This window comes from Neobacillus kokaensis, assembly GCF_014656545.1.
GTDB classification, from domain to species: Bacteria; Bacillota; Bacilli; order Bacillales; family Cytobacillaceae; genus Neobacillus; species Neobacillus kokaensis.
In genome coordinates this window covers 1-24,636 of sequence record NZ_BNDS01000020.1, presented here as the reverse complement: position 1 = coordinate 24,636, position 24,636 = coordinate 1, and the positions used below count along the sequence as shown (strand labels likewise).

27 protein-coding genes and 1 other annotated feature are annotated in these 24,636 nt (G+C 39.6%); of the genes, 4 read left to right on the top strand and 23 right to left on the bottom strand.

The window, feature by feature from the left end:
* Window positions 1-73: 73 nt before the first annotated feature.
* The 3 genes from IE222_RS18895 to IE222_RS18885 form a co-directional block, all read right to left on the bottom strand.
* The gene (locus IE222_RS18895; RefSeq protein WP_191275537.1) at window positions 74-373 is read right to left on the bottom strand and encodes a DUF5658 family protein; all 300 of its coding nucleotides are present in this window, start codon (window positions 371-373) and stop codon (window positions 74-76) included.
* A 135-nt stretch (window positions 374-508) separates the two neighbouring features.
* On the bottom strand, window positions 509-718 hold the full coding sequence (locus IE222_RS18890) for a heavy-metal-associated domain-containing protein (RefSeq protein ID WP_191275536.1): 210 nt from the start codon (window positions 716-718) through the stop codon (window positions 509-511).
* A gap of 16 nt (window positions 719-734) precedes the next feature.
* Entirely contained in the window at window positions 735-1,214 is a 480-nt protein-coding gene (locus IE222_RS18885) for a flavodoxin (RefSeq protein ID WP_191275534.1), read from the bottom strand.
* Between the two features lie 148 nt (window positions 1,215-1,362).
* On the opposite strand from IE222_RS18885, the gene IE222_RS18880 reads away from it, so the two are divergent.
* Window positions 1,363-2,064 carry a Crp/Fnr family transcriptional regulator gene (locus IE222_RS18880; RefSeq protein WP_191275532.1) on the top strand — a complete coding sequence of 234 codons (702 nt, stop codon included), beginning with the start codon at window positions 1,363-1,365 and terminating at the stop codon, window positions 2,062-2,064.
* Between the two features lie 19 nt (window positions 2,065-2,083).
* On the opposite strand, the gene IE222_RS18875 is transcribed toward IE222_RS18880, so the two are convergent.
* Together IE222_RS18875 and IE222_RS18870 are read right to left on the bottom strand one after the other, a co-directional pair.
* Window positions 2,084-2,341, bottom strand: a complete 258-nt coding sequence (locus IE222_RS18875) for a DUF2249 domain-containing protein (RefSeq protein WP_191275530.1) — start codon at window positions 2,339-2,341, stop codon at window positions 2,084-2,086.
* A gap of 161 nt (window positions 2,342-2,502) precedes the next feature.
* A complete protein-coding gene (locus IE222_RS18870) occupies window positions 2,503-3,519 on the bottom strand; it encodes a 4Fe-4S binding protein (protein ID WP_191275528.1) in 1,017 nt (338 codons plus the stop codon).
* A gap of 223 nt (window positions 3,520-3,742) precedes the next feature.
* Window positions 3,743-3,993, top strand: a binding site (T-box leader).
* Window positions 3,994-4,048: 55 nt separating this feature from the next.
* Between IE222_RS18870 and brnQ the strand changes: the two genes are divergently transcribed.
* Complete coding sequence (gene brnQ / locus IE222_RS18865) at window positions 4,049-5,389, top strand: branched-chain amino acid transport system II carrier protein (protein WP_191275526.1); 1,341 nt, start codon at window positions 4,049-4,051, stop codon at window positions 5,387-5,389.
* 25 nt (window positions 5,390-5,414) lie between these two features.
* On the opposite strand, the gene IE222_RS18860 is transcribed toward brnQ, so the two are convergent.
* Window positions 5,415-6,419 carry a Gfo/Idh/MocA family protein gene (locus IE222_RS18860; protein WP_191275524.1) on the bottom strand — a complete coding sequence of 335 codons (1,005 nt, stop codon included), beginning with the start codon at window positions 6,417-6,419 and terminating at the stop codon, window positions 5,415-5,417.
* Between the two features lie 180 nt (window positions 6,420-6,599).
* Between IE222_RS18860 and IE222_RS18855 the strand changes: the two genes are divergently transcribed.
* Window positions 6,600-8,249, top strand: coding sequence for a glutamine--tRNA ligase/YqeY domain fusion protein (locus tag IE222_RS18855; protein ID WP_191275522.1), 1,650 nt, complete (start codon window positions 6,600-6,602; stop codon window positions 8,247-8,249).
* Between the two features lie 43 nt (window positions 8,250-8,292).
* Here the strand turns inward: IE222_RS18855 and IE222_RS18850 are convergent, their stop codons facing one another.
* The 17 genes from IE222_RS18850 to IE222_RS18770 all read right to left on the bottom strand — a co-directional run bounded on the left by IE222_RS18850 (window position 8,293) and on the right by IE222_RS18770 (window position 23,038).
* Entirely contained in the window at window positions 8,293-9,318 is a 1,026-nt protein-coding gene (locus IE222_RS18850; RefSeq protein WP_191275520.1) for a PAS domain-containing sensor histidine kinase, read from the bottom strand.
* A 12-nt stretch (window positions 9,319-9,330) separates the two neighbouring features.
* The gene (locus tag IE222_RS18845) at window positions 9,331-9,783 is read right to left on the bottom strand and encodes a GAF domain-containing protein (RefSeq protein ID WP_191275518.1); all 453 of its coding nucleotides are present in this window, start codon (window positions 9,781-9,783) and stop codon (window positions 9,331-9,333) included.
* Window positions 9,784-9,797: 14 nt separating this feature from the next.
* Complete coding sequence (locus tag IE222_RS18840; RefSeq protein WP_191275516.1) at window positions 9,798-10,451, bottom strand: response regulator; 654 nt, start codon at window positions 10,449-10,451, stop codon at window positions 9,798-9,800.
* Window positions 10,452-10,463: 12 nt separating this feature from the next.
* Window positions 10,464-11,123 carry a sensor histidine kinase gene (locus IE222_RS18835; RefSeq protein WP_191275514.1) on the bottom strand — a complete coding sequence of 220 codons (660 nt, stop codon included), beginning with the start codon at window positions 11,121-11,123 and terminating at the stop codon, window positions 10,464-10,466.
* A gap of 89 nt (window positions 11,124-11,212) precedes the next feature.
* A complete protein-coding gene (locus tag IE222_RS18830) occupies window positions 11,213-11,494 on the bottom strand; it encodes a hypothetical protein (RefSeq protein ID WP_223282808.1) in 282 nt (93 codons plus the stop codon).
* A complete protein-coding gene (locus IE222_RS18825; protein ID WP_191275512.1) occupies window positions 11,481-11,792 on the bottom strand; it encodes a hypothetical protein in 312 nt (103 codons plus the stop codon). Before IE222_RS18825 ends, IE222_RS18830 begins: the two co-directional genes overlap by 14 nt.
* Window positions 11,785-11,976 (bottom strand): hypothetical protein, encoded by a 192-nt coding sequence (locus IE222_RS18820; protein ID WP_191275510.1) that lies wholly within the window; start codon window positions 11,974-11,976, stop codon window positions 11,785-11,787. The genes IE222_RS18825 and IE222_RS18820 overlap by 8 nt, the downstream gene beginning before the upstream one ends.
* Window positions 11,966-12,490, bottom strand: coding sequence for a Rieske (2Fe-2S) protein (locus IE222_RS18815; RefSeq protein ID WP_191275508.1), 525 nt, complete (start codon window positions 12,488-12,490; stop codon window positions 11,966-11,968). Before IE222_RS18815 ends, IE222_RS18820 begins: the two co-directional genes overlap by 11 nt.
* Before the next feature lie 12 nt (window positions 12,491-12,502).
* Window positions 12,503-13,063, bottom strand: a complete 561-nt coding sequence (locus tag IE222_RS18810; protein ID WP_071354772.1) for a 4Fe-4S dicluster domain-containing protein — start codon at window positions 13,061-13,063, stop codon at window positions 12,503-12,505.
* A 4-nt stretch (window positions 13,064-13,067) separates the two neighbouring features.
* Window positions 13,068-15,257, bottom strand: coding sequence for a molybdopterin oxidoreductase family protein (locus IE222_RS18805; RefSeq protein ID WP_191275506.1), 2,190 nt, complete (start codon window positions 15,255-15,257; stop codon window positions 13,068-13,070).
* Complete coding sequence (locus IE222_RS18800; protein ID WP_191275504.1) at window positions 15,244-16,329, bottom strand: hypothetical protein; 1,086 nt, start codon at window positions 16,327-16,329, stop codon at window positions 15,244-15,246. Before IE222_RS18800 ends, IE222_RS18805 begins: the two co-directional genes overlap by 14 nt.
* Window positions 16,330-16,468: 139 nt before the next feature.
* Window positions 16,469-17,653, bottom strand: a complete 1,185-nt coding sequence (locus tag IE222_RS18795) for a hypothetical protein (RefSeq protein WP_191275502.1) — start codon at window positions 17,651-17,653, stop codon at window positions 16,469-16,471.
* Between the two features lie 150 nt (window positions 17,654-17,803).
* Window positions 17,804-18,940 carry an HD-GYP domain-containing protein gene (locus IE222_RS18790; protein ID WP_191275500.1) on the bottom strand — a complete coding sequence of 379 codons (1,137 nt, stop codon included), beginning with the start codon at window positions 18,938-18,940 and terminating at the stop codon, window positions 17,804-17,806.
* 142 nt (window positions 18,941-19,082) lie between these two features.
* Complete coding sequence (locus IE222_RS18785) at window positions 19,083-20,324, bottom strand: ATP-binding protein (protein WP_191275498.1); 1,242 nt, start codon at window positions 20,322-20,324, stop codon at window positions 19,083-19,085.
* Between the two features lie 627 nt (window positions 20,325-20,951).
* On the bottom strand, window positions 20,952-21,698 hold the full coding sequence (locus IE222_RS18780; protein ID WP_191275496.1) for a C39 family peptidase: 747 nt from the start codon (window positions 21,696-21,698) through the stop codon (window positions 20,952-20,954).
* Window positions 21,699-21,813: 115 nt separating this feature from the next.
* A complete protein-coding gene (locus tag IE222_RS18775) occupies window positions 21,814-22,260 on the bottom strand; it encodes a threonine/serine exporter family protein (protein ID WP_191275494.1) in 447 nt (148 codons plus the stop codon).
* A 16-nt stretch (window positions 22,261-22,276) separates the two neighbouring features.
* Window positions 22,277-23,038: a threonine/serine exporter family protein gene (locus tag IE222_RS18770; RefSeq protein ID WP_191275492.1), complete on the bottom strand. Its 762-nt coding sequence runs from the start codon at window positions 23,036-23,038 to the stop codon at window positions 22,277-22,279.
* 331 nt (window positions 23,039-23,369) lie between these two features.
* Here IE222_RS18770 and IE222_RS18765 point away from each other — a divergent pair, with 331 nt between their 5' ends.
* Window positions 23,370-24,545, top strand: a complete 1,176-nt coding sequence (locus IE222_RS18765) for an MFS transporter (RefSeq protein WP_191275625.1) — start codon at window positions 23,370-23,372, stop codon at window positions 24,543-24,545.
* Window positions 24,546-24,636: the final 91 nt, after the last annotated feature.

Sequence of the window (24,636 nt, the reverse complement as noted above, 5' to 3'; positions counted from 1 at the left end):
ACTCCTTTTGTTCACTCAATTTCCTAAAGTTGATACTATCCTAATTGGCGATTGGTGTCTAGTAATCGATTGCTCATGCTGAGTTGTTTAGGTAGAGAACCATCCAGACCAAATGATACAGAAGGACGGAAAAATACAGAGCGCAGGCTGAAACCAATAAAATTCTGACTCTTCCTTTTATTGGGCGAAGAAAATATAGGCCAAGCAGAAGGAGTGGAAGAAAAATTTTAATGAAATAAAAATGGGACCAGCTTTTTTCAATTACAATTTTCATCATCGGATTCGCTTCTTCAACGATTCCCAGCGCCACCCCCACATGGGTCAAAATAGCATCCAGCGTACCAGCAACCAGCAGAAACAAGCAAAATCTCATACGCTCCTCCCTTCTTAAAATCAGTCTTTCTTCTAATTCATATGCTGATACATTGTAAATAAATTTTATCATATAAGGGATATTCTGTTCTGTTTTAAGAACAAAATAAATAAAAAAAAGCCCCTGGCGGGCAAATTAATCAAATGTTTTATGTGCTAAATGGTGAATCCTTTGATGAATCTCATCACTCTTTATCGTTTCCTCACTAAATTTAATTTGAAGCTTGCCGGTGCCGGTTAGAATTTTCACCTCCTTCACACCATTGAATTTTTGAGTTCCACGCTTAATCCTTCGAATGCAGCCCGTACAGGCAATATGGTTTAAAGGTACTTCAATAATCGTCATTATAGAAATTCTCCTTTCATTTCAGCTCCAGTGAACAGGAGAGCCTTCCCCATGCTCCATTCACAAAGGATTTGCCGTATTGAACGCATTGTTCTTTTTCTTCTGGTGTTGGGGCAAGGTCTATTTTTAAGCCGTTGAGGATGATGTTTGCTTCTAGTTCGGTTAGTTTTTCAGTTAGAATGTCCACTGCCCCGCCTCGATGTTCGTAATAGGAGTCGCAAGAGCCAAAGACTGCGGCGGGTTTCCCTTTGAGCTCCAATGTATCCATCGCCTCGTAAAAATCCAGAAACTCATCCGGAAGATTTCCATCATCCCATGTATAGGCACCTAATAGGATACCGTCAGATTGTTTCAGATCGACCGGTTCTGCCTGCAAAATATCTTTTATCTCAACAGTTGCTCCGGCCTCACGGATGCCTTTTGCAATTTCATTGGCGATTTCCTCCGTATTCCCAGACATGCTGGCATAAACAATTAAACAAGATGCCTGCTTCATGAAGATCACCTCATGTCTTATTCTTTATTTTAATGAAATTAGTTCTCAATTACCTTGATTTACGTCAAGAAGTTGATATAAATCACTACTCTGTCAGACGGTTAGAGCTACTATTAGGTTAAATAAGTTTGTTCAGGGAGTGGTTGAAATGGGCTGTACACATAACTGCTCACATGAGTCTTCTTGTCTTGCTTCTGTTCCTGTGTTTAAAGGGCTGAACGAGAAAGATGTTCAGGTACTGCAGCGGGTTACGAGAAGCCATACATTTCTGAAAGGGGATTTTATTTTTCGTGAAGGTGAACATTCCGAGACATTATTTGTTGTCAATTCAGGACTGATTAAGCTGACAAAAATGTCTGCTGAAGGAAAAGAACAAATAGTCCGGCTTTTGTTTCCCGGAGACTTCTTTGGGTTATTTTCCTTATTAAAAAATGAAAAACATTACGTCAATGCCGAAGCACTTGGCAACACAGTGATATGTTACCTCGAAAAAAAGGATTTTCTGAAAACAATGGAAAGCAATGCCGATTTATCCTACCGCTTTTTACTTGAGGTTAATGAACGACTGTATGAGGCAGACGAATCGGTGAGTTTGTTAAGCTTAATGGAAGTCGAGCAGCGATTGGCGCGGGCGCTTGTCCTGTTTCACGACAAAATGAATGCGAAAGACAGTTCCTTTACCTTGCCAATTACGAAAAAGGATTTAGCAAGCTATATTGGAACAACGCCAGAATCTATCAGCCGTAAGCTTTTGTCTTTTATGACCCAAGGGCTGATTAAGATGGATGGGCGGCGCAGTATTCAAATTGTTAAGCTTGCGGAGTTAAAACAATTAGCTGGATTGGATTAATCCTCTCCAGCTTTTTCTTTTAAAATTGATCCAGTTTTACCGCCATTAGACGGAAATGCATTGGTTCTATTTCATTGACAATGACATTCATTCCGAATGACTGCAGGTTAGCAACAAGCGGTTCTGCCCTGTGAGGCAGGTGAATTTCAAAAACAGTACCAATCGGTGCCGATTTGATTGCATTTAATATTTCACGGCGCGGATGTTCTCCCTTTGCAATCCGCTCACGTACGTCAATAACTAATCTTTTGCCATCCAATTGAAAGGTCTCGCTCATTTTAGAGTCTCCTTTATGAAAGATTTGGCTTCAGTATAACACCGCGTTTAAGTTTTGAAATTGATTTATATCAACATTACTCGAAATCTAACAGCTCTAACCCATTTGGGGCTGATTGATCGGGGATATTAGTAAATTAGAAAGCTTTTTCAAAAAAACGATTAATGTCCGATATACCTTGCCCCTGGAATCAACTCTTTCCAATCTTCATAAGTCAAAATCGTCTCCCAGTGTCCGGTTATTTTCGCAATCCCCACTACAATGAAAAATAAAACAATAAACCCAACAGGAATAAACCACTTATTGACCTTTTTATTGACAACCGTCATGTTCAACGTATCTTTAATCGGGCATGCCTCAACACAAGACATACATGCATTGCAATTGGGTGATACAACCGCCTTTTTCGTATGTACCTTAATCCGCTGCGGGCACACCTTGGTGCACATTTCACAATTTGTACAAGTATCTTCATTCCGATATACTTTTGTTACTCTGAAAATCGAACTAAGTCCAATCATCGCCCCGTACGGACAAAGGAAACGGCACCAGAAATTCCGGAAAAACAAAGATAAAACAAAGAGGACAAGAATAAACTTCAATGCAAAACCGCCAATATTTAAAAAGAACAGCATCATTTTCACATCGGAAACTTTATTATATGGATCTTCTAGAAACGCACTCGCCTGAAAAACCGGCATCGAAATGATCATGCTGATAAAGAAATAGAGCAGTAAATATTTTAGCGGAGTTAATAGCCATACAAGCCAGGTCGGAATTTCAAAATTCCTTTTTAACATTTTTCTTCCAAGCCATGCGGTCATTTCACTTATGGTTCCAACCGGACAGAACCAGCTGCAAAATGATTTTCGAAAAATAATTCCTGAGGTGACAAAAAAGGTAAACAGCACTAAACCGGCCGGGTGGATCATATCAAATCCTCCGCCCTTCAGCCACACCTTTAAGGCAACCAGGGCACTGATTGGCAAGAATCCTTCAACGGCTGCCGGCCGTTCAACAAATGGTGTTGACCCGCCTGTTTCAAAATGCTTGTAAAACTGATAGAATTGCAGACCCACAAATAATACAAACAACAGAAAAAATCCTTGCACTACATATCGCGTAATTTGAACCGGCTTCCGTTTCAACTGCTTCTTATACCAGGCTTTCGACTTCATTCACGTTCCCTCCATTCCTACTATCCCTACTATATGGAACTGAAAAAACAGGGAATGTGATATTAATCAATCGGAGGATGCATTTCATAAAGATGTCATACTCGCGTCTAAAATTTGTCAAAAATATTCGGCAAGGCCTAAAAATTTTCAAAAAAACTCTTGCAAAACTATCTGAAAATAATATAATTACTTTAACAAATTCATTTCTGACTTTTTTTAAAAATCAAAATCGATGACGAGAAGAGTAGCTTGTCCTTCTTTTGACCACAGAGAGCCGGCGGTTGGTGAAAGCCGGTGTCAGGAAACAGGTGAAAATCATCTCTGAGATGCAATGCTGAAAATTATTTTAGTAAGTATTGCCGGATTGCCTGCCGTTACAATTGGACGCGTATGATAGTACGTTGAACGAGAGCCGCAACGATATTTTTTGATTTGCGGAAGTAGGGTGGTAACGCGAGCTAGCTCGTCCCTTCATTAGGGGCGGGCTTTTTGTTTTTTTCAAAAAGCCAATGAAAAGGAGAGGGAAAAGATGAAGAAGAGAGATACGTTTTTTGTAGGGTTAATGCTATTTTCAATGTTTTTTGGAGCCGGAAACTTGATTTTCCCGCCGTTCCTTGGAATGGGCGCAGGAACATCCTTTTGGCCCGCCATTATTGGCTTTATTATTACCGGAGTCGGGCTGCCGCTTTTGGTCATTTCAGCCATTGCACTTGTGAAAGACGGCGGCAACGCCCTTGGAAACAGGGTTCATCCTTGGTTCGGAGCTGCTTTCACCGTAATGGTTTATTTATCCATCGGACCATTCTTTGGTGTGCCCCGCAATGCCAACGTTGCCTTTGAAATGGGCTTCAAGCCTTTCTTAGGAAATGTTCACGTGAACCAGTCGTTGCTATTACTTAGTTTCACGGCCGTATTCTTTTTACTTGTTTTTCTATTAAGCTTAAATCCGTCTAAAGTGGTCGACTATATGGGGCGTATCATCACCCCGACATTATTACTGTCAATTGTTGTCCTTTGTGTAACCGGCTCTTTCAAATTAGATAAGCCATTACAGGGACCAAACGAAACCTATCAAACGGCATCATTATTTAAAGGTTTTATCGATGGATATTCGACAATGGATGCACTAGCCGCGCTTGCGTTCGGGATTGTTATTTTAACAACGATCAAGCAAAAAGGCGTTACTGATCAAAAACAATTAACAGCTTATACTGTTAAAGCCGGTTTTGTTGCCGGTGCCGCCCTTGCCCTTGTTTACGCGGGAATCGGTTTTATCGGGGCGCGAATGGCCTCTTACGGGTCCTTTGAAAACGGCACAGCACTATTATCTTCTGCTGCAACGATTCTCTTAGGCAATAGCGGGAAAATTCTTTTAGGCTTTATCTTTACATTAGCCTGTTTTACAACCTGCGTCGGGTTAACGATCGCCTGCGGTCAGTACTTTTCAAAAATGGCACCAAAATTAAGCTATCGCACTGTGGTTACATTAGTTACTGTTGTCAGCTTCTTAATTGCCAATCTAGGCTTAAATCAGATTATCTCGATTTCCGTGCCATTCCTTGTCATGGCTTATCCGTTAACAATCGTGCTTGTGACACTAGCCTTCCTCCATCGCTTCTTCGGCGGAGCGCAAAAAGTATATGCCAGTGCGATGTTCTTAACTGGGTTTGTAAGCTTATATGATGGATTAAAAATGTTTGGCTTAGAATGGAGTGTACTAGAAGCATGGATGAGCGTGCTCCCGTTTGCATCAGTTGGACTGGGCTGGGTAGTCCCTGCGGTTGTCGGCGGTTTGGTTGGGTTTGTGTTAGAAAAGCTACGCCCGACTTCTGCACGCAGCGAAGCGTTAAAATTGAAAAAGATATTATAAAGGAAAAAAGCCGGTGGATTCACTCTCATCCACCGGCTGCTTTTATTTTTTCCACCCCAAACACAATTCCACTTTGCCGACGCGCTTCTTCAGTAATCTGCAAAACAGCTATACTCCAATTTTTCAATGCCTTGTATTCTATATCATCTCTAGTTTCAATAATTCTCGCAAACGTTCTGCATTCATAGACCATATCCTTTTTCTCTTGCGCCACACTCAAGACCTGAGCTTCCTTAGTATGACTATCATAAAAGGTAATCTGAGAAATCGGTGCCGCATCGGCTAACACAAACGTCCCTTTCTCTCCATGTATCTCACACGGAAGGATCGAATGAGAGACCTTGGAGCAAAGAATCGTACAAACAAACCCATCATATTCTAGTACAAGCGTGCCGCTGCCATCGACCCCAGTTCTTAGCAAAACGGGGTGATAGGAAACCTTTCGTGGCTCGCCAAACAGCCCAACTGCTAGAAATAAAGGATAAACACCTAAATCCACCAATGCCCCGCCTGAAAATTCAGCCGAGAAAACATTCGGGTTCTCCCCTTTTAAAAACGCATCATAGCGGGAGGAATATTGAATATACGGCAGCATCGTGCTTCTTAACGAGCCAGCCAGATGAAGCTTTTCCTTCAAAATCTGAAAATTTGGCGTATGGATATTCCGAATTGCTTCAAATAAATAAACACCGTTTTCCTCTGCTGTCCGATATGCCTCCTCTATTTCCGCCATATTTGAAAAAATCGGCTTCTCACAAATGACATGTTTTTTATTTTTCAAGAAGACCAACGCCTGTTTTAGATGAACCGAATTCGGTGAAGCAATATAAACAACATCAATTTCCGGATTAGCCGCCATTTCCTCAATATCTGTATAAAATTTAAGGGCTTGATATGTATCCGCGAGTTGCTTCGCTTTTTCACCCGACCTAGAGTACACCCCGGCAAGTCTTAACTGCTTGCTTTCTTGTGCTGCTTGAATAAACGACTCGGTAATCCACCCGGTTCCAATCGTTGCAAAGTTAAGCATTTTAATGCTCCTTTCTATTGAACACTATTCAAATTATCATTGTATTCCTTTTAATGACATCTTTCCATTAAAAAAGTACCCCTTCCCGCTGTTTTTCCTCTGATTTGATGGGAATAATGGAAAAATATCAATATTTATGGTATTTATAAAGAAGAGACAAGATGAAAGAGGTTGAAAAGAGTGGACAATCAAAACTCTAATTTTATAAAAGATATTATGATAAAGGATTTAGAATCGGGCAAACACGAAACTATCATGACCCGCTTCCCGCCCGAGCCAAACGGTTATTTACATATTGGACATGCTAAATCCATCATTCTTAATTTTGGCTTAGCGGATGATTTTAACGGAAAAACGAACCTTCGCTTTGATGATACAAACCCTGCAAAGGAAGATATTGAATTCGTCAATTCGATAAAAGAGGATGTAAAATGGCTTGGCTTTGAATGGGATAACTTATTTTTCGCATCCGATTATTTCGATGAAATGTACAACCGTGCCGTCCTGTTAATCAAGAAAGGGCTAGCCTATGTCGATGACTTATCAGCTGATGAAATACGCGAGTACCGCGGTACACTCACTGAGCCTGGTAAAAACAGTCCTTATCGCGACCGCTCCATCGAAGAGAACCTTGATTTGTTCGAAAAGATGAGAAATGGCGAGTTTGGGAACGGAGAAAAAGTACTAAGGGCAAAAATTGATATGGCATCGCCAAATATCAATTTGCGCGACCCTGTTATCTACCGTATCGCCCATGTTACTCACCATAATACAGGTGATAAATGGTGCATCTATCCGATGTACGCCTTTGCTCACCCGCTTGAAGATGCCATTGAGGGGATTACTCACTCCATCTGTACGATTGAGTTTGAGGACCAGCGTCCATTTTACAATTGGGTTGTAGAACAATGTGAGATGAAAAGCCAGCCGCAGCAAATCGAATTTGGACGCTTGAACTTAACGAATACAGTAATGAGTAAACGTAAGCTGAAACAGCTTGTCGAGGAAGAATTTGTGGATGGCTGGGATGATCCACGGATGCCGACGATTTCCGGAATGCGCCGCAGAGGCTTTACACCAGAATCCATCCGTACTTTCGTTCGTGAAACAGCTGTTTCAAAAAACAATGCAACTGTAGATTTTGAAATGCTCGAGCATTTTGTCCGGGAAGATTTAAAATTAAAAGCACCGCGGACAATGGGCATCATTAACCCATTAAAAGTAGTTATTACCAATTACCCGGAAGGCCAAATTGAACTGCTTGATGCTGAGATCAATCCAGAAAATCCGGAAATGGGTATGCGGAAAATTCCATTCTCTCGTGAAATTTATATTGAGCAGGATGATTTCATGGAGAACCCGCCAAAGAAGTATTTCCGCCTCTTCCCAGGCAACGAAGTCCGCTTAAAGCACGCTTATTTCATCAAATGTGAAGAAGTCGTCAAGGATGCCGACGGGAATGTAGTGGAGCTGCGCTGCACCTATGATCAAGAAACTAAGAGCGGCTCAGGCTTTACCGGAAGAAAAGTTAAAGGTACAATTCACTGGGTGGAAGCAACGCATGCCGTTCCAGCGGAATTCCGTCTTTATGAGCCGTTGATTTCAGATGCCTCAGAAGAGGATGAGGAAGGCACATTCCTTGACCATGTGAATCCTAATTCACTGCAAATCTTCCAAGGTTTCGTAGAGCCAAACATGAAGGAAAGCCGTCCGTATGATAAATTCCAATTCTTCAGACACGGCTATTTCAATGTTGACCCGAAACATACAACAGTCGATAAACTTGTGTTTAACCGAGTTGTATCATTGAAAAGTTCATTCAAATTATAAAAAGAAAAGCTGCAGACCTAGCAAAGGCTGCAGCTTTATTATTCTATTCATTATTTGTATTAGGTGCTTCTAAAATAATTCTCGTTCCTTTTCCAGGGGATGAATGGATGGATAAGGTACCTCCAACAGAGCGGGCACGCTCGTCCATACTAAAAAGACCAACACCAGGAGATTTTGCCCTCAAATCTAAATTAAATCCTTTCCCTTTATCCTCAATCATCACCCGGACAACATCATCCATTTCTCGTACCGTAACGACTGCTTCTGTTACTCCTGCATACTTACGAATATTGGTCAACGCTTCTTGGATGATTCGGTAAATCGTTAATTCAATGCTGATTTCAAGGCGCTGATGGAGGACACAGTCAAAATAAACATCAATATTGTAATGATCGGAAAATCTAGTGAGATACGAGCGAATCGCTGGCACAAGGCCAAGGTCATCCAGGACAGACGGACGAAGCTCCCATGAAATTTCACGAATTTCTTCAATTAATTGTGTGGCTTCCTCCTGCATCTGATGAAGAAGAGGATGGTCCATCTCCGAAAGAAGCCGATTAATCGTAATTAAATGACTGTATAGATTCTGGCCAATTCCGTCATGCAAATTACGTGAAAACCTCTTTCGTTCTTCTTCCTGAACATTAATGATTCTAGTCATCATCTTCTGTAATTCTTGCTCGACCCTTTTTCTCTCGGTAATTTCATAGCGAATCGCTAAATACTGATAAGGTTTTCCGTTCTCGTTTAAAAATGGAACAATCGTTGTATCAACCCAATAGTAGGTACCATCTTTTGCCCGATTACAAATCTCGCCTTTCCAAACCTCTCCAGAACCAATTGTCCGCCACATTTCTTTGAAAAAACCCTTAGAATGATGTCCTGAATTAATAATTCGGTGGTCCTGGCCTAATAATTCCTCACGGGAGTATTTCGATATATGACAAAATTGATCATTCACATACTTAATTACACCGTGGGAATCGGTGATGGCCACAATGGAAGAGGCATCAAGCGCAAATTTATAGTCTAATAACTCATTTTTCGTCTGCTGAAATTCCTTGTCCATTTTAAATCCCCCTCATCTAAAGATTTGCTCCTTTAAGAGCTGTTCCAGGACGAGAGCAGAATCGTCTACCATTTGCTGGACCTCTTCACTAAACACATGTGATTCCCTATTCCCTACTAGCAAAACTCCTTTTGGGACGTAATTAAAAAATAAAGGAACCGCATAGGAAGAAATAAGTTTTTCAGCCAGCATAATGGGATAATCGGTAACTTTTCCAAAAATTTGATTTGGAAAATCACTGATCATCATCTTACTGCCGCTTGAAATAATTTTTCCGGCGATTCCTTTTCCGAAACGGACCGTGATTCGTTTGTATTTATCGTTCAAATTTCCGGAAGCATAATGCCATCTGACATCAGGGCCAGTTTCATTCTGGAGGGCAAGTCCGACAAACTCGCAGGCTGCTGCCGTTTTTAACTTTTCACATACCTCAATTATTGCTGGAAGTTCTCTAAGTTCTGTCATCCTGGATATTCTCCTTAAATGCTATAGCCTAATAAACCTTTTTTAACGGCATATTCCACTAATTCGGGCCGAGTTTTCAGCTGCAGTTTTTCCATTAAGTTGCTTTTGTGAGTTTCAACTGTTTTCACACTGATGACAAGCTGTTCCGCAATTTCCTTGTTAGCGTACCCTTTCGCAATTAAAGTCAATACTTCCTTCTCCCGTTCAGATAAAAGATTGTAAGTGTCATTGCCATCATTTTTCACGCCTGATAAGTATTCTTCCATTAATCGTTTTGTGGCGGATGGATGCAGATAAGCATTTCCTTTTGCAACCGATTCGATGGCCGACATTAATTCATCGTGCGGCGCACTCTTTAAAATACAGCCTGACGCCCCGCCTTGAATCGCACGAAAAAGATATTCTTCGTCATCATGCATCGTTAAAATCAAAATATTAACCCCAGGCATTTGCTGCTTTAATTCTGCCGTTGCCGAAAGACCGTCTTTTCCGTGCGGCATGCTTAAATCCATTACGACCACATCTGGCTCCAGCTTTAATGCCTTTTTAATTCCTTCATTTCCTTCAGATGCTTCTCCGACCACTTGCATTTCTGGATTTGTTTGAAGAAGCATTTTTAAACCGCTCCTAACAACTGCATGATCATCAACTAATAGGATTCTTATCAATCTAAACTCCCCTTACTCTACATTTAGTGGAAGAGATAATTCTATCAGTGTTCCCTCTCCTATTTTAGAAGATATAGTACACCTGCCGCCAGTATGAAGCATTCTTTCCTTCATGGCCGAAAGCCCTGAGGTATGCTGAAGATTTAGTGATTCTGGCTCGAACCCGCTGCCAAAGTCACGAATTGTAATGGTTAACTCTTCTTCTTTCCAAATAAAATTTACTTTTATATTGGAGGAATCTGCATATTTGGCAATATTCATAAAAGCTTCTTGGCATACGCGAAAAACAGCAATTCGGCGTTTCTCCGGTATTGGTTTCTCAACACCAAAAGATTCCAGATCGACTAAAATGCCGAATGTTGAAGTATATAGCTTACTATAGCTTTTCACTGCTGGGAGTAGGCCTAGAGTGGTAAGAGCAGGCGGATGTAATTCAACAGATAACAGTCTAATCTCTTGAATTGTTTTTTCTATCAAAATGGTCATTTCATGGAGGTAATTTTTCATCTGCGGCTCTTTTGTTCCAGATTCAACAAACTGTAATCCTGTTAAAATACTATACAGATTTTGTCCTACTCCTTCATGCAGCTCATGGGCAATTCTTTTAATTTCTTCTTCCTGGGTATCAATAATATAAGAGCTGATCTGCTGTTTTGATTTTTGTAAATCCATTTAGCCTGCCCTCCTTTATTTGATTTAACGAGTAGTTTTGGTAATATATCTGCAAAAACAAAAATTTATAAAAAAGGCAGGCCGCATTATTAGACCTGAACCTTTTTAAAAGTATAAGTTAACCCGCTTTCTGAATCAAATGCGGCCCATTGTTCGTTTGACCAGCTTACATCACTGGCGAGCGGGACAGCGAGAAAATAAAAGTCATCAAAATAAAAGCGAAGATGGGTCGAGTCCGGGCAAAGCTGGACCTTTTTTATTGTTTTTTTGACAGCCGGAGCCTGGTCGCTGCCTTCCTGGTCGTGGATAAAAATTTCAACCTTTGCTCCTTCGGCAAATCGTTTTACATCATCAAGACTAATGGACGCCACAGCTGCCACATCCTCTCTTTACGGGATAGATGAACATTTTATAGCCCTGCAGATACTGCCAGAACTTTTCACCTGCGTTTTCCTCGAGGAACTGAATGGTCTCATCCTCAGAAGTCCAATCGCTCATCCCTTTTATCTCGGCAATCACCATCTCAGCACTATCAACTGTCTTTTCCTCAAGGTACCAATTCAAGCGTTTCTTCTCAAAGGTATTTTTCAACAGCTCATCAATTTCTTTCGAAAAACCGCCTGCCGCAGGACGGACAAAGCAAAAATCGATATACGTTTCACTAGTCATTAACATTCACACCTTTTTTATAAATGAGGAAGGCAATTGGAAAAAGGATCACATTAATCACGGCGGCTATGATTGTATTCGTATAATGTTCATAAAAATATTGATGAACCATGTACTGAGTAAAAATGATATTTAGGAACAATACAGCGAGAAGCAGGGCAACAGGAACGTAACTACGCTTCATAACGCTTCACCCCCACGGCATAAACGGCGCCGTTCTGGACCTTCACATGAATTTCCGGAAGCGGACGTCTAGGCGGTCCGGCAATCGGTTCACCTGTTTCCACATCAAATTTTCCGTGATGGCAAGGACAAATCATTTCCCCCTCTGCCTTTTCCCAAAATACTGGGCAGCGAAGGTGAGTGCAAGCATTTTGATAAGCAACATATTTACTTTCAGAAAGCCTGATTAAGATAGCACTGTCATGCTCACTAGGAAAAGCAAAATCTACAGCATCGCCAATTGCGATTGAGTTGACATCAGTAATTTTATGCTTTGGATATTTCTTATCACTAAGACCAGTAAGCTCCTTTGCGGCAATGGCTCCCCATGGAAGGGAAGAGATGGCAAACACACCAGCTGCCCCAACCAAAGTTTTCATAAAACCTCTACGGTCCAGCTTTCTTTCATTATTCCGATTTATATTATGTGTATAGTTATCTTCATTAAATGGGATTTTGTTATTTTTGTCGTTCATCATGAATCCCTCCTAGAACAATTTCGTGACACCCTGCAGGATTCCAGGGAGATTCACTCTAACATTTGTTTCGCCTTCTAAGTAAGGCATGCTTGTAACCCACTTGCCATTATCAAGGTTAAATTGCTTTTGTTTTGCTTCGATTTCTTCATCTGTCAGCCATTGCAGCGTATTGGATGGACATACACTCGCACACATCGGCGGGATGCCGTCCTTTGTCCGGTCAATACATAGATCACATTTGTACATTAAATTCTGCTCGGTATCAAACTTCGGAATGCCGTATGGGCAGGCAATTGTACAGTTTTGACAGCCGATGCATTTTTCCACAAGAGCCGAAAGAACGGCCCCTGTTTCATGGATTTGAATAGCTTGCGCCGGGCAGCTTCTCGCACACGCAGGATTCACACAGTGAAGGCACATAAGCGGCATCGTCTGACGGTTCACCAGTGGATTTACATCGTAAACATAGTTACGGTTCCGCTGTTCGTGCCCGCCGCACTGCGTACAGGCAGCTAAGCAGGAACGGCACCCGATACAATTTTCAAGTTCAAGATATAACCTCTTCTTCACCACTTTACTGCACCTCAGTTCTGTCTAGTTTTTCAATCTGCGCGGCACATGCCTTAAACTCCGGCATCCGGGAAATCGGATCAAGCGCGGCAATCGTTAGTAGATTAATAGATTTATCGTGACCAAAATGGTATGGAACAAAAACGGTATCCTTTCTAATGGCCTCGGTAATTTTCACTTTATATTCTGCCTCCCCTCTTCGTGTGTAGAGGCGGACATATTCTTCATGTTCAATCATGTATTTCGCTGCTGTTTCGGGATGTACTTCTACATATGGCTCAGGACACATGTCGCGTAAAAATTGAATCCGGCGTGTTTGGTTCCCTGACAGATAGTGATACACAACACGACCTGTAGTTAAGCGTAATGGATACTCTACATCCGGCTCTTCTGCAGGCGGACGGTAAGGCAGTGCACAAATTTTCGCCTTTCCATCTGGATGATAGAATTTTTTATCTAAGAACATATGTGGTGTTCCTGGATCATTTTCATCACGGCAAGGCCAGAACACACCATCTTGTTTTTCAATCTTATCCCACGTTGCTCCGTAGTAATCTGCATAACCGCCTTTTGAAGCTAAGCGGAATTCATCAGCGACATCGCGGGCTGTTTTTAAATGAGAGAAGTATTTTCCTCTGCCAAGATATTCAGCAAGCTCAGCTTGTATCTGCCAGTCAGGCTTGGATTCGCCGAGCGGCTCTTGAGCCTTATTAATTTTAATGATCCGTCCTTCAATATTGGTTACCGTTCCTTCATCTTCTGACCATGTTACCGATGGAAGGATAACATCAGCAAATTCTGCGGATTCAGAAAGATAGAAATCAGAGCAAACCATGAAGTCCAAACCTTTAAGTGCTTTACGGACAAAGTTTTGATTTGGCGCAGATACTGCCGGGTTTGAGCAAAGCAGATATAATCCGCGGATCGTTTTTTGTTCCATTAGTTCAAACATTTCATAAGCAGATACACCTGGCTGCGGCATTTCTTCAGGCGTGATGCCCCAAACCTGACATACTTCTTGGACATGTTTCGGATTGGTAATTTTGCGATAGCCTGGAAGCAGATCAGATTTCTGCCCATGCTCACGGCCGCCTTGCCCGTTTCCTTGACCAGTAAACGTCGCTACCCCTGATTTAGGACGACCGATTTTTCCAGTTACAAGAGCCATGTTCGTATAACCTGATACGTTATCTACTCCTTTATGCTGCTGTTCAATACCACGGGCAAACATAACAACTGCATTCGGAGCCATTCCATAAATTTCTGCAGCACGAATAATTTTTTCAGGTGCAACGCCAGTAATTTGGCTCGTATATTCTGGTGTAAATTCTTTCACTAATTCTTTTGTTTCTTCAAAGCCGTTTGTATGGCTGCTAACGAATACTTCATCCACATACCCGTTTTGAATCAGCAGGTTAACAATCCCGTTTGCCAGTGCAAGGTCTGTTCCGGGTCTTAAATCTAGGTGAACATCTGCCCGTCTTGCAATTGGTGTTTCACGAGGATCGGCAACAATGATATATCCGCCGCGTTCCTGAACGTTCCAGACACGGAACATAGAGGTTGGATGGCATTCAGCCGTGTTGCTTCCAGCTATGAACAAGCAATCTGTTTCATGGATATCTGTCCATGGTAATGTCGAACCGCGGTCAACCCCGAAGGAACGTAGGAATCCACCAGCAGCACTTGACATACAGAATCGTCCGTTGTAGTCAATATACCGTGTTCCAAGAGCAACCCGCGCGAACTTACCGGTCAAATAACATTTTTCATTCGTCATCGAAACACCACTGAATACAGATAACGTATCTTTACCATACTGCTCCTGCAGTTCGATAAATTTCTTTGCAATTAAGTCATAGGCTTCGTCCCAAGAAGCTTCCCGGAAGCCTTGTTGCGTACCTTTTAATGAAGCATCATCGCGGATTAACGGTTTTAGGATACGATCCGGGTGATTTGTCTGCTGGTAAGCGGTAACCCCTTTAGGACACATTTTCCCAACCGTTACCGGCCAGTCATAACGAGGTTCAACCCCAATAATTTTATTTGTTTTTGTATTAACACGTAAATTCATCCCGCATTGCATGCCGCAATAGCTGCAGTGCGTCTTTACGAGCGTTTCATTTGGGTGACGCACATTTTCAATTTCCTTGAAAAATTTATCTCTAGGTCCCTTTACATTAACCTCTTGCATTCTGATTTGCCTCCTTGACCTTCACTTGGTGTGTAGGGCTCCCTGAAAATCTTGCAATACGATATTTTCTACGGCATGGCAGGCACAATTCTGCTAAATTGAAGCCGTCTTTTTCCATATTAAAGTTCATTTCATTCACATCAAGTACATTGATAACATCATTCGATTGTTCTACTGAAACAAACTTTTCACCGCACACTTTACATTCCTTCATATGCTCATCACCATAATGTTCACGATAGTTTCTTGCAAACACGCTCATCGGACGGAAAGGAATATGAGCAAGCTTGCCAAATGGTAAATAGATTAATGTGACTATTACAGAAAACTGGTGGATCAGCGACATTTGCGGCTGCATCCATCCGTGTAAAAATACATTTTGAACGGTTAATAACAAACCTGTTACAGAAATAAACAACAAAAGGTAAAGCGGCAAAAAGTCATACACAAACTTTTGCTCGGCTCGTGCCTGCATGTTTTTCATCCGGCGGTAAAGTGCCATCGAGACCCCGGTAATTACCATGATGGCGGAAATATTTAAGGCATTATAAGAAAACCATGCGATAATTCCATCTGCTTTAATGTTTATTAGATCCATTCCCATTAAAACAACTGTGTAGTAGCCGTTGTCTGCCATCGTAAAATACATCCAGCTGAACACGAGCGGGAAAGTTACTAAACAAGCAAGGACACAGCCCCAACCAATTAACACGTGCTGCAGCCAGCGGTAAAATCCACGTTTTTTGATAAAATCATAGATAGCTAAATGATTCACTGCTGTTTTAGCGGTGCTTTTTCGAAATAACAGCTTTAAGCCCTTTTTAATAATGATTTTGGTTGGCGGTCTTTCACCCCAGGCAATAAAGCGGTAGAAGAAGCCGCCAATAAAGGTAATCGTACCTACCATGTATCCATAAAGATTCAAGTCAATATGAGTAAACATTCTTGTACCAATAAACACTAAAATCGCAAGTCCAACAATTGATAAAAACATCGATTTGGCATATTGGGATGCAAACGCATTGTTAATAGAGCGCTCCGGTCTTTTAGTCGCAGAAATAGTAGACTGCATTTTTGATCCTCCTCAAAAAAAATAACACTTCCGTTTTCTTATACTCATTGTAGGAAAACGGAAGTGTTATCTATATCAGGGAAATCCCCTAACTGGTGGAGGAAAAACCCCTATAAATTTTATTTTTGACAAAAGTCTGTCACATTTGCATTTGAAGGTATTTTTTTCGCCACGAATAAAGCAGTAGCAACAATCCAATAAGTAATTGCAGGGTGAAAATGACCGCATCCCAAAAAGGAAGGGTCGCTGTCCCTTGGAAAAACCCCGGCATTATCTTTTTCAAAGCAAATAACAATTGAGGAATATAATAACAAACAAATAAATACAGTGTAAATCCGATACCAATAAAATAAAAAATGGTATAGAGAAGAACGGTTCTTTTCTCTTCAGCAAAAATGACTTCTTCTTGAGCAGCGGATTTTACAAATGGTACAAAACTGTTTATTTGCTGCTGGGCATTTTCCATTAAATTGTAGGATCCGGAGACGTTTTCGAAAAGGTAATACAAGTCTGTTTTCATATAAATACAGCACTGGTAGACCATACGAATGAATGTATCTAAGACAATTACATGCAGGATGCTTAAGTAAATGCCCGAAGCGTTTGAAAATAAAAACAGGCAGGTAAGTGCGATAAAAAGAATCACAGTATCAAAACAAAGTCCTGCTAAATATAAGACATTTCTATTCTTTGAAGGCAGCTTCCAAACTAGGCTCATATCGGTTTCTAACACCACGAAGAACAACCGGTGGCCAATCTCCAATCGAGTCGGCAGATTATAGGCACGCATCGCCAGCACATGACCGAATTCATGAACTAATACTAATACAAATGATAAGAACATCCATATTGGAATATTTAAAAACATATAGTCAAAGATAAATAGATCTTTAAAATTTGGGAATAATGAAGGATTAGTAACAAAAAAAGAAACGTTTACAAAAAACAAAATAATGTAAATCAATAAAGCGGTTTTATTAAAAAAGAATTTACCAAATTGAGGGGAGATCCATAAATAGCCAAGGCTTTGATTTTCCTTTTTACAAATTTCAACCTTTACACCATCAATTTCTGCAACCAGCTGTAATTCTAGAAGCTGCTCTGCAAAATCAAGCATATCTACTTCTTCGAGAGGATATTTTCCTTTTATCTGGTTTTCAATTTCACCTAAAGTTATACCTTTACTCATTAGCTCAATTGCAATTACACAAACTTCAGGCATTTCGTAAAACTCACCTGAGGTTTTATCTTCAACGATATAGTGTTTTTTATCTTTGCGGATTTCGAGAGGAATTAAAGAAAAACTTGAATTAAGAAGCTGCATCCTTAGGCCCCCTATAATCAAATAATTATAGAATAAGGATGCTAGCTTTCGCTAACACCCTTATATCTTATGGCTTAATTCCAATAAAGGCACACCACCAACACGTTGTTTTAATTTTCTTAAGCTTGCGGATTTTCATAACTCCACCTCCTAGTGTTTATTCCAAGAATAATTCTTGTGAAATTCAGCCCAAGAAGGGAATACCTTCTTAAATTCTTCCACCAAAATGGGATCAAATTGGGATCCCTTTCCATCAATGATTCGCTTATAAGCTTCCTCTATTGGTAATGCTTCACGATATGAACGAGATGAGGTCATTGCATCAAAGGCATCTGCTATGGACGTCACTCTAGCAAGGAGTGGGATTTGCTCCCCCAATAACTGATCAGGATAACCTTTGCCGTCCCATCTTTCATGATGTGACCTGATTACACAAATACATTCGTTTATTCCTTCGACATTTTTAACTGCTTCTGCACCCACACTAGGATGAGTTTTAATAATTTCAAATTCTTCCTTTGTCAATCTGCCAGGTTTCATTAATATTTTATCAGGGATATGGACTTTCCCAATATCGTGTAGCAGACAAGCATAATAAAATGATTTTTGCTCATTCTTTGAAAATTTTTCTAATTGTTGAACTAATTGTAAAGCATAACCGGCCACTCTCTCACTATGACCTCTTGTGTACGGATCTTTTAATTCAAGGGTTGCTATAACTGCTTTTACAATTCCTTGTAATTGATTATCATATGAAGTACTAATTGCCTTGACATAATTCTGAAATCTTAATAATAAAAAGAATGCCACTATGGATAAAATTATAAATAATATAATTGGCATTACCAAAAAGAACGCTTTTAATATAATAGCTGTTAAAATGTATTTTACTACGACACCTATACTAACTAACCAAAAATATCTTTTATTTAGAAATAGCGGTACTGTTAAAATCAGAAACACCTCTACCACATTTCCACTAGAATATGACTCTCCTCTTCCATTGAAGCTTATTAAATCAACAATAAAGACTGTCAACAAATAACATATAAAAAAAACATATTTAATATAAGATTGTTTATTTCCCTTATTTAAGAAATATATGACAGGAATCAATAGAATCAAAACTATATAGTTAATATTCCAGATATCACTAGGTAAACTTTGCTCCTTGTGAGAGATATAAATAGGTACAAGATAGTAATAAAAAAAGTCATAACCAAACATTATAATATAAAAGAATATTAGAAACCATTTTATAGTGCGTTTCTCTTCATGTGGTATCATAGAAACCTCCAAGCGTGTTCATCACATCACTAAAATCATCGGAATTACAAAATTTATCAAATTTCATCATTCCTCTTCATTATATCTCATAAGGAAATCCCAAGAAATAATTTATTTTGACGATTTTTGTATATTTATAGAACTATAGTTTTTGCCTAATTGGTAATGTTACAGTTACTTTTGTTCCTATTCCCAAATCACTGTCTATTTTTATTGCACCGTTATGTTCCTTAATAATTTGGTTTATTACTACTAATCCTAATCCTGTACCACTTTTTTTAGTAGTATAAAAGGGAGTCGTTAGATTCGGAATATCTTCACTTTTGATGCCACAGCCTTCATCAGAAATTGATATGTTGATTTTTCCCTCTTCTAAAAGCTGTACATTAATTTTTATTGTTCCACCATTCGTGGTTGCCTCAATAGCATTTTTTATTAAATTGATAAACACCTGTTTTAGCTGTTTTTCATCACACTCAACCAGCGGTAGATGTTCGGCATAACTTGATTCAATTATAATATTTTGTGCATCCGCCTGCTGCGACATGATTGAAATAGTATATTCGATTATTCCTTTTATATTTATTTGCTCTATCCAGATAGCTTTTGGTTTTCCAATATACATCAAATCATTAACAATAACATCTATCCGATCTATTTCCTGAATCATTATCGGATAATAAGCATTCTGGTTCGGAAATTGCTCATGCTGCAACTGAGCAAAGCCTTTAAGAGATGCCAATGGGTTACGGATCTCGTGTCCAATTGTCGCCGCCATTTGGCCGATTATCACTAATTTTTCCTTTTGGCGAAGCTCTTCATGAACAATATTTAACGACTGAATATAAGAAAAAAAACGGATTAGTAATATATACGAAATCGCTATTAATATTGCTATTACTGCAATTGGATTTAAAACATCCATCTCTTTCAAAACTACTCCAATAAAGCAGTATTTTCCAATCATTCCTATTGAGACAGCCCAAAAATATTTTTTATTTACAAATATAGGGGCAAAAAAAACAAATAACAATTCAACAATATTTCCTGATGCAAACGGCTTTGTCGTACCATAATATCTTAAAAGTAAATCTGTAAGATCAATTATTATATAACTAAATAAAATAAAATATTTAATAATATAAGGACTTTCCTTTTTAAGAAAATACAATGAGATGGGTAACATGGCCATAATAGAAATATACAACCAAACACCTAGGCCTTCATTAAAATAATCAGCGTTCCCATAAGTAGTGTATTTAGGTATAATTAAGGACCAAAAAACACTATATGTTATAAAAAATATATAGAATAACCCCAAAAAAAGTTTTATCGCTTTTTTCTCTTCATATATTAACTTAGGGCTATGGCGACCTTCATTCATCTTAAAACTCCTTAATTTATGTAATCTTTCAAAAATTACGACAACATTCACAATCTTTCTCGTACTATTTTACCATTTTCTATTAGAAAATCGATGTTTTTCGACAAAAAATGTACTTGGGAAAAATTTATTGGCACGCTTATTTAATGTCCCCTTTTTTATTTCTTGTATAATTAGATTAGTTTGGGCTACTAATTATGAAGCCCAAAGATAATCCTGCTTACAAATGTAATTTTCCAAATCCTTTTCCTGTCATTGACAAACACTAAATTTACCTTTATAATATAAAATTGTGCTTTACTTTCAAGTAACTTGGATCAAATCAGAAGACAATGTAGGAATATTATCTGGCTTTCCACGAATGTTTTATCGGAAAGACTTATTCACACTGGAACGGCTTCGGAGCCGTAAGGATGTAAGAGAGGTAGGGCTTATATCGTTTAGGTTATAAAACCTACAGTGGAAAAATGTACCGCGGCAAATGTATATAAACGTTATTTTTACATTATGAAAGCAAACAAATAAAACTTGCAGTATTCAAGTTACAAATATAGTTATAATATATAAAATAAAGCAAAATCGAAGGCAGGGGAAATTTCCTCTGCCTTCGTCCAATTCTATACCATTTTATTTTTCGATGACAACTGCCTGACTGCCCATTTGCTCCCACGCTTTAATGAAACTTTCTCGGTCGCACTTTCGATTTTTCACCCCGTATGGATCATTTACATAAATATACTTGTCATCATATCCAGTTATGGCGACGCTGTGCTCACTAAAGGTAATTTCAATTTTCCCTTGGGGAGTATTCCAAGTTTCAAACACTGAAACCGGTGCAAAGCGGGAAGTTGTAATAATCCAGACTGGAAGTCCTTGACTGACCTTTTTTAACAAATCGGTAAACGGGCTGTTTGTTAAATTGACAGCTTTATCCCCTGCATATTTTTTAGCAAGATCATATATCGGGCCATTGTAAACCCCTAGTCCTGGCCCTTTTGCCATATTCCCTACAAACCCGGCATTCGGATTTCCTTTTAATCCATTTGAATAGGATAACGGAACCGTTTTAATTTTTGCTGCCAGCTCGTTCTTCGAAACTTTCACACCATGGTAATTCAAAATCATCGCAAGGCTTGTAACTTCACAGCCATTATAAAGCATTGGATGGTCCATCTGATTGATGAACGGGACATCCAACAGTTTGTTTTTGGGCAATATCGGGCCGTCTTTTTGAAGCGCAAATTGACGAGACTTAAGCGGCGGTGCTTCTTTTACTGTTACTGGCGCAGCTTGATTTGCCTTCACAGCTAAAATTGTCTTAGCTCCAAAAATTGATATGGCTAGAATTATAACGAACATTAACCATTTCTTCATACCATCGTTTCATTCCTTGTCAAAATCATGGTAAACCTATAGTATTTCATTACTACCATATCAAAAGTTTCTAAGGTAATAAAGAGTTAATTTTCAAACAATAGAACTAGAAAGCTTAATTCCTAACTTCGCTTTTACCGATTTTCCGTATAACTTGGTTAATTACCTCTGAAAAGACAAGTCCAAAAGCAATGGTCCCTGCCAGCATAAAGACTTTTGCTGCCAATCCTAATGCTGAATTATAATCGTTCTCAACAAAATTTCGCATCGAATCATAAGCGAGTCCGCCGGGAACTAATGGAATAATTCCGGCAACGCTAAAAATAATAACTGGAGTTTTATAAAACTTTGCTAATTGCTGACTTAAAACTGCGATAAAAATCGTTGCTGCTAACGTGGCCAGAACTGCATTTTCTGAATAACTGTTCAGAATATAATAAATCATCCAGCCGCCCATACCGATCAACCCGCATTTGATTAACGTATTTTTCGGAGCATTAAAAATAACTCCAAAGGCACTGGTTGCAATAAAGCTGGTGAATAATTGTATGAATAAATCCACTTTAATTTCCCCTCCCTTACAAAAATGATACAACAAAGGCTATTCCAGCCCCAATCGCAAAGGCTGTCAGAAATGCTTCCGCTCCCTTTGACAATCCGGCAACTAAATGCCCTGCCATTAAATCTCTTATTGCATTCGTCACTAACAGCCCGGGAACTAACGGCATGACAGAGCCTATAATAATTTTGTCCAATTGTTGTCCCATACCCATATGGACAGATAGGAACGATAGCAGCCCAATGACAAACGCAGCTAGAAATTCGGAGAAAAATTTGACCGAGACAACACGGTTAAAATAAACAAAGCTTAAATATCCTGCCCCTCCGGAAATCAATGCAGGAATAAAGTCATTCCAGCCGCCATTATACATAATCATGAAACAGCCGCTTGCCAGTGATGCCGCTGCTGCCTGGACCAAAATCGGAAACGTTAAATTCATGGAGTTAATTTCGTTTAATTGATCGATTGCCTGTTTTAGATTAATATCACCACTGCTAATTCCTCTTGAAATACTATTAACCATCGCCACCTTTTGTAAATCGGTTGATCGTTCAGAGATCCTGATTAATTTGGTCCTGGTAGGTCCATTCCCTTCAGCTGAAAAAATAATTCCCGTCGGTGTGACAAAGCAGTTCGTGTTTTCAATACCAAAAGCAGCTGCCATCCTTGTCATCGTATCCTCTACCCGGTACGTTTCTCCTCCGGATTGGAGCATGATTTTCCCCGCCAGCAAACAAACCTCCATAATCTCTTTTGTTTTTACTACTTGTTCTTCCATTTTCTCACCACATAACCTTATCATTATTCATTTAGTCTAAATCAAAACAAGTTCCTGAATCAATCCTCATTGCCATTTTAAGCCATATATCAGAAAAGGCTGAAAAGACAAAAAAAGGAGCGCTCCTCTCATGTACTTTCGAAGGTTTTTTCTCTGGGCTTTTGACCATAGTATTTTCTGTTTTAGACTGCTGCATCTAAATCAGGACAATCAGCGGGGTTGAATAATTTGAAAATTTAGGTATTATAATATTTAGTAAGTCGAAGCAATCAACAGAAAGAAGTGTTATTCTGTGAATCAACAGGGAAAGGCGAAGCGTAATTTATGGATTATGTGGTTTGCTAACTTCTTTGTATCCGGCAGCATGACCATGGTCCTTCCGTTTATCTCATTGTATATTGAGTCATTCGGAAATTTCTCAGTAACATATGTTCAGCATTGGTCCGGTCTGACATTTGCTATAACATTCGTATCAGCCTTTATTTTCTCACCTATCTGGGGAAAAATCGGCGACCGTTACGGCAGGAAAAAAATCTTAATTATTTCTGGACTCGGCATGGCCTTCTCCATTTTTCTAATCGGATTTGCCCAATCCGTGTGGCAGTTATTCTTTCTCCGCTTTTTCATGGGCTTTTTCTCAGGCTTCATTCCGATGTCGCAAGCATTTATCTCCACCCAAACACCGAAGGAAATTGCGGGGCGGGTTCTTGGCACTTTACAAACAGGAAGCATCACCGGTTCTTTGTTAGGGCCAATGCTCGGCGGAGTATTAGCTGATACTCTTGGGTATTCGACCACCTTCAAATGGACGTCAATTGCCATTTTCATTTCAGCCCTGCTGGTGATGACCACAAAGGAATTTCGCATTGAGGTGCGTTCTGGGGCAAAATCTCATTATTCCAGTAAAGAGGTTTTAATGCATATCACGAGAAATCCAATCTTGTTAACGGTTTTACTCATATCTGCACTTGTACAAATTGCCCATTTCAGTATCCAGCCGATTCTATCTTTATTCGTCAGTGAACTGCATGGTAAGTCAAATATCGCTTTTTATTCAGGGATTGCTTTTTCAGTTGCTGGGTTGGGTAATTTACTGATGTCGCGGAATTGGGGGAAAATCGCAGATAAGTACGGGTATATTAAAATTCTGGTAATCCTCCTCTTTGCAGCTGGAATTATTTATCTACCTGGGGCTGCGGTGACAAGTTTTTGGCAATTAGTTTTAATCAGATTTTTACTAGGGGCCGCAATTGGCGGTATTATTCCGGTAAGGATAGCCTATATCCGTCAGGAAGCTCCGATTGCAATGCAGGGTGAGGTGCTGGGGTATAATAACAGTTTGCGGTTTCTGGGTAATATTATCGGACCGATGCTCGGCGGTTTCGTTTCCGGCTACCTCGGTTTCTCGGCGGTATTTATCAGTACAAGTATGCTGCTCATTATCAGCGGTTTCATTTTGCTAGTAACCATGAACCGGAATCCAAAGCTGGTAAAACGTCCGGCATGATGGTGAGTTCATGAGAACTTAAACATGGAAATATAAAGGAATGTTGTTGTCATGAACCATCTATGAGTACTAAGCCCAGTGGTAATATGTC

Excerpts from the sequence above, each read along its gene's own strand:
- IE222_RS18895 (WP_191275537.1), bottom strand. The coding sequence starts at position 373 with ATGAGATTTTGCTTGTTTCTGCTGGTTGCTGGTACGCTGGATGCTATT.
- IE222_RS18890 (WP_191275536.1), bottom strand. The coding sequence starts at position 718 with ATGACGATTATTGAAGTACCTTTAAACCATATTGCCTGTACGGGCTGC.
- IE222_RS18885 (WP_191275534.1), bottom strand. The coding sequence starts at position 1,214 with ATGAAGCAGGCATCTTGTTTAATTGTTTATGCCAGCATGTCTGGGAAT.
- IE222_RS18880 (WP_191275532.1), top strand. The coding sequence starts at position 1,363 with ATGGGCTGTACACATAACTGCTCACATGAGTCTTCTTGTCTTGCTTCT.
- IE222_RS18875 (WP_191275530.1), bottom strand. The coding sequence starts at position 2,341 with ATGAGCGAGACCTTTCAATTGGATGGCAAAAGATTAGTTATTGACGTA.
- IE222_RS18870 (WP_191275528.1), bottom strand. The coding sequence starts at position 3,519 with ATGAAGTCGAAAGCCTGGTATAAGAAGCAGTTGAAACGGAAGCCGGTT.
- brnQ (WP_191275526.1), top strand. The coding sequence starts at position 4,049 with ATGAAGAAGAGAGATACGTTTTTTGTAGGGTTAATGCTATTTTCAATG.
- IE222_RS18860 (WP_191275524.1), bottom strand. The coding sequence starts at position 6,419 with ATGCTTAACTTTGCAACGATTGGAACCGGGTGGATTACCGAGTCGTTT.
- IE222_RS18850 (WP_191275520.1), bottom strand. The coding sequence starts at position 9,318 with ATGGACAAGGAATTTCAGCAGACGAAAAATGAGTTATTAGACTATAAA.
- IE222_RS18845 (WP_191275518.1), bottom strand. The coding sequence starts at position 9,783 with ATGACAGAACTTAGAGAACTTCCAGCAATAATTGAGGTATGTGAAAAG.
- IE222_RS18835 (WP_191275514.1), bottom strand. The coding sequence starts at position 11,123 with ATGGATTTACAAAAATCAAAACAGCAGATCAGCTCTTATATTATTGAT.
- IE222_RS18825 (WP_191275512.1), bottom strand. The coding sequence starts at position 11,792 with ATGACTAGTGAAACGTATATCGATTTTTGCTTTGTCCGTCCTGCGGCA.
- IE222_RS18820 (WP_191275510.1), bottom strand. The coding sequence starts at position 11,976 with ATGAAGCGTAGTTACGTTCCTGTTGCCCTGCTTCTCGCTGTATTGTTC.
- IE222_RS18815 (WP_191275508.1), bottom strand. The coding sequence starts at position 12,490 with ATGAACGACAAAAATAACAAAATCCCATTTAATGAAGATAACTATACA.
- IE222_RS18805 (WP_191275506.1), bottom strand. The coding sequence starts at position 15,257 with ATGCAAGAGGTTAATGTAAAGGGACCTAGAGATAAATTTTTCAAGGAA.
- IE222_RS18800 (WP_191275504.1), bottom strand. The coding sequence starts at position 16,329 with ATGCAGTCTACTATTTCTGCGACTAAAAGACCGGAGCGCTCTATTAAC.
- IE222_RS18795 (WP_191275502.1), bottom strand. The coding sequence starts at position 17,653 with ATGCAGCTTCTTAATTCAAGTTTTTCTTTAATTCCTCTCGAAATCCGC.
- IE222_RS18790 (WP_191275500.1), bottom strand. The coding sequence starts at position 18,940 with ATGATACCACATGAAGAGAAACGCACTATAAAATGGTTTCTAATATTC.
- IE222_RS18785 (WP_191275498.1), bottom strand. The coding sequence starts at position 20,324 with ATGAATGAAGGTCGCCATAGCCCTAAGTTAATATATGAAGAGAAAAAA.
- IE222_RS18780 (WP_191275496.1), bottom strand. The coding sequence starts at position 21,698 with ATGAAGAAATGGTTAATGTTCGTTATAATTCTAGCCATATCAATTTTT.
- IE222_RS18770 (WP_191275492.1), bottom strand. The coding sequence starts at position 23,038 with ATGGAAGAACAAGTAGTAAAAACAAAAGAGATTATGGAGGTTTGTTTG.
- IE222_RS18765 (WP_191275625.1), top strand. The coding sequence starts at position 23,370 with ATGTGGTTTGCTAACTTCTTTGTATCCGGCAGCATGACCATGGTCCTT.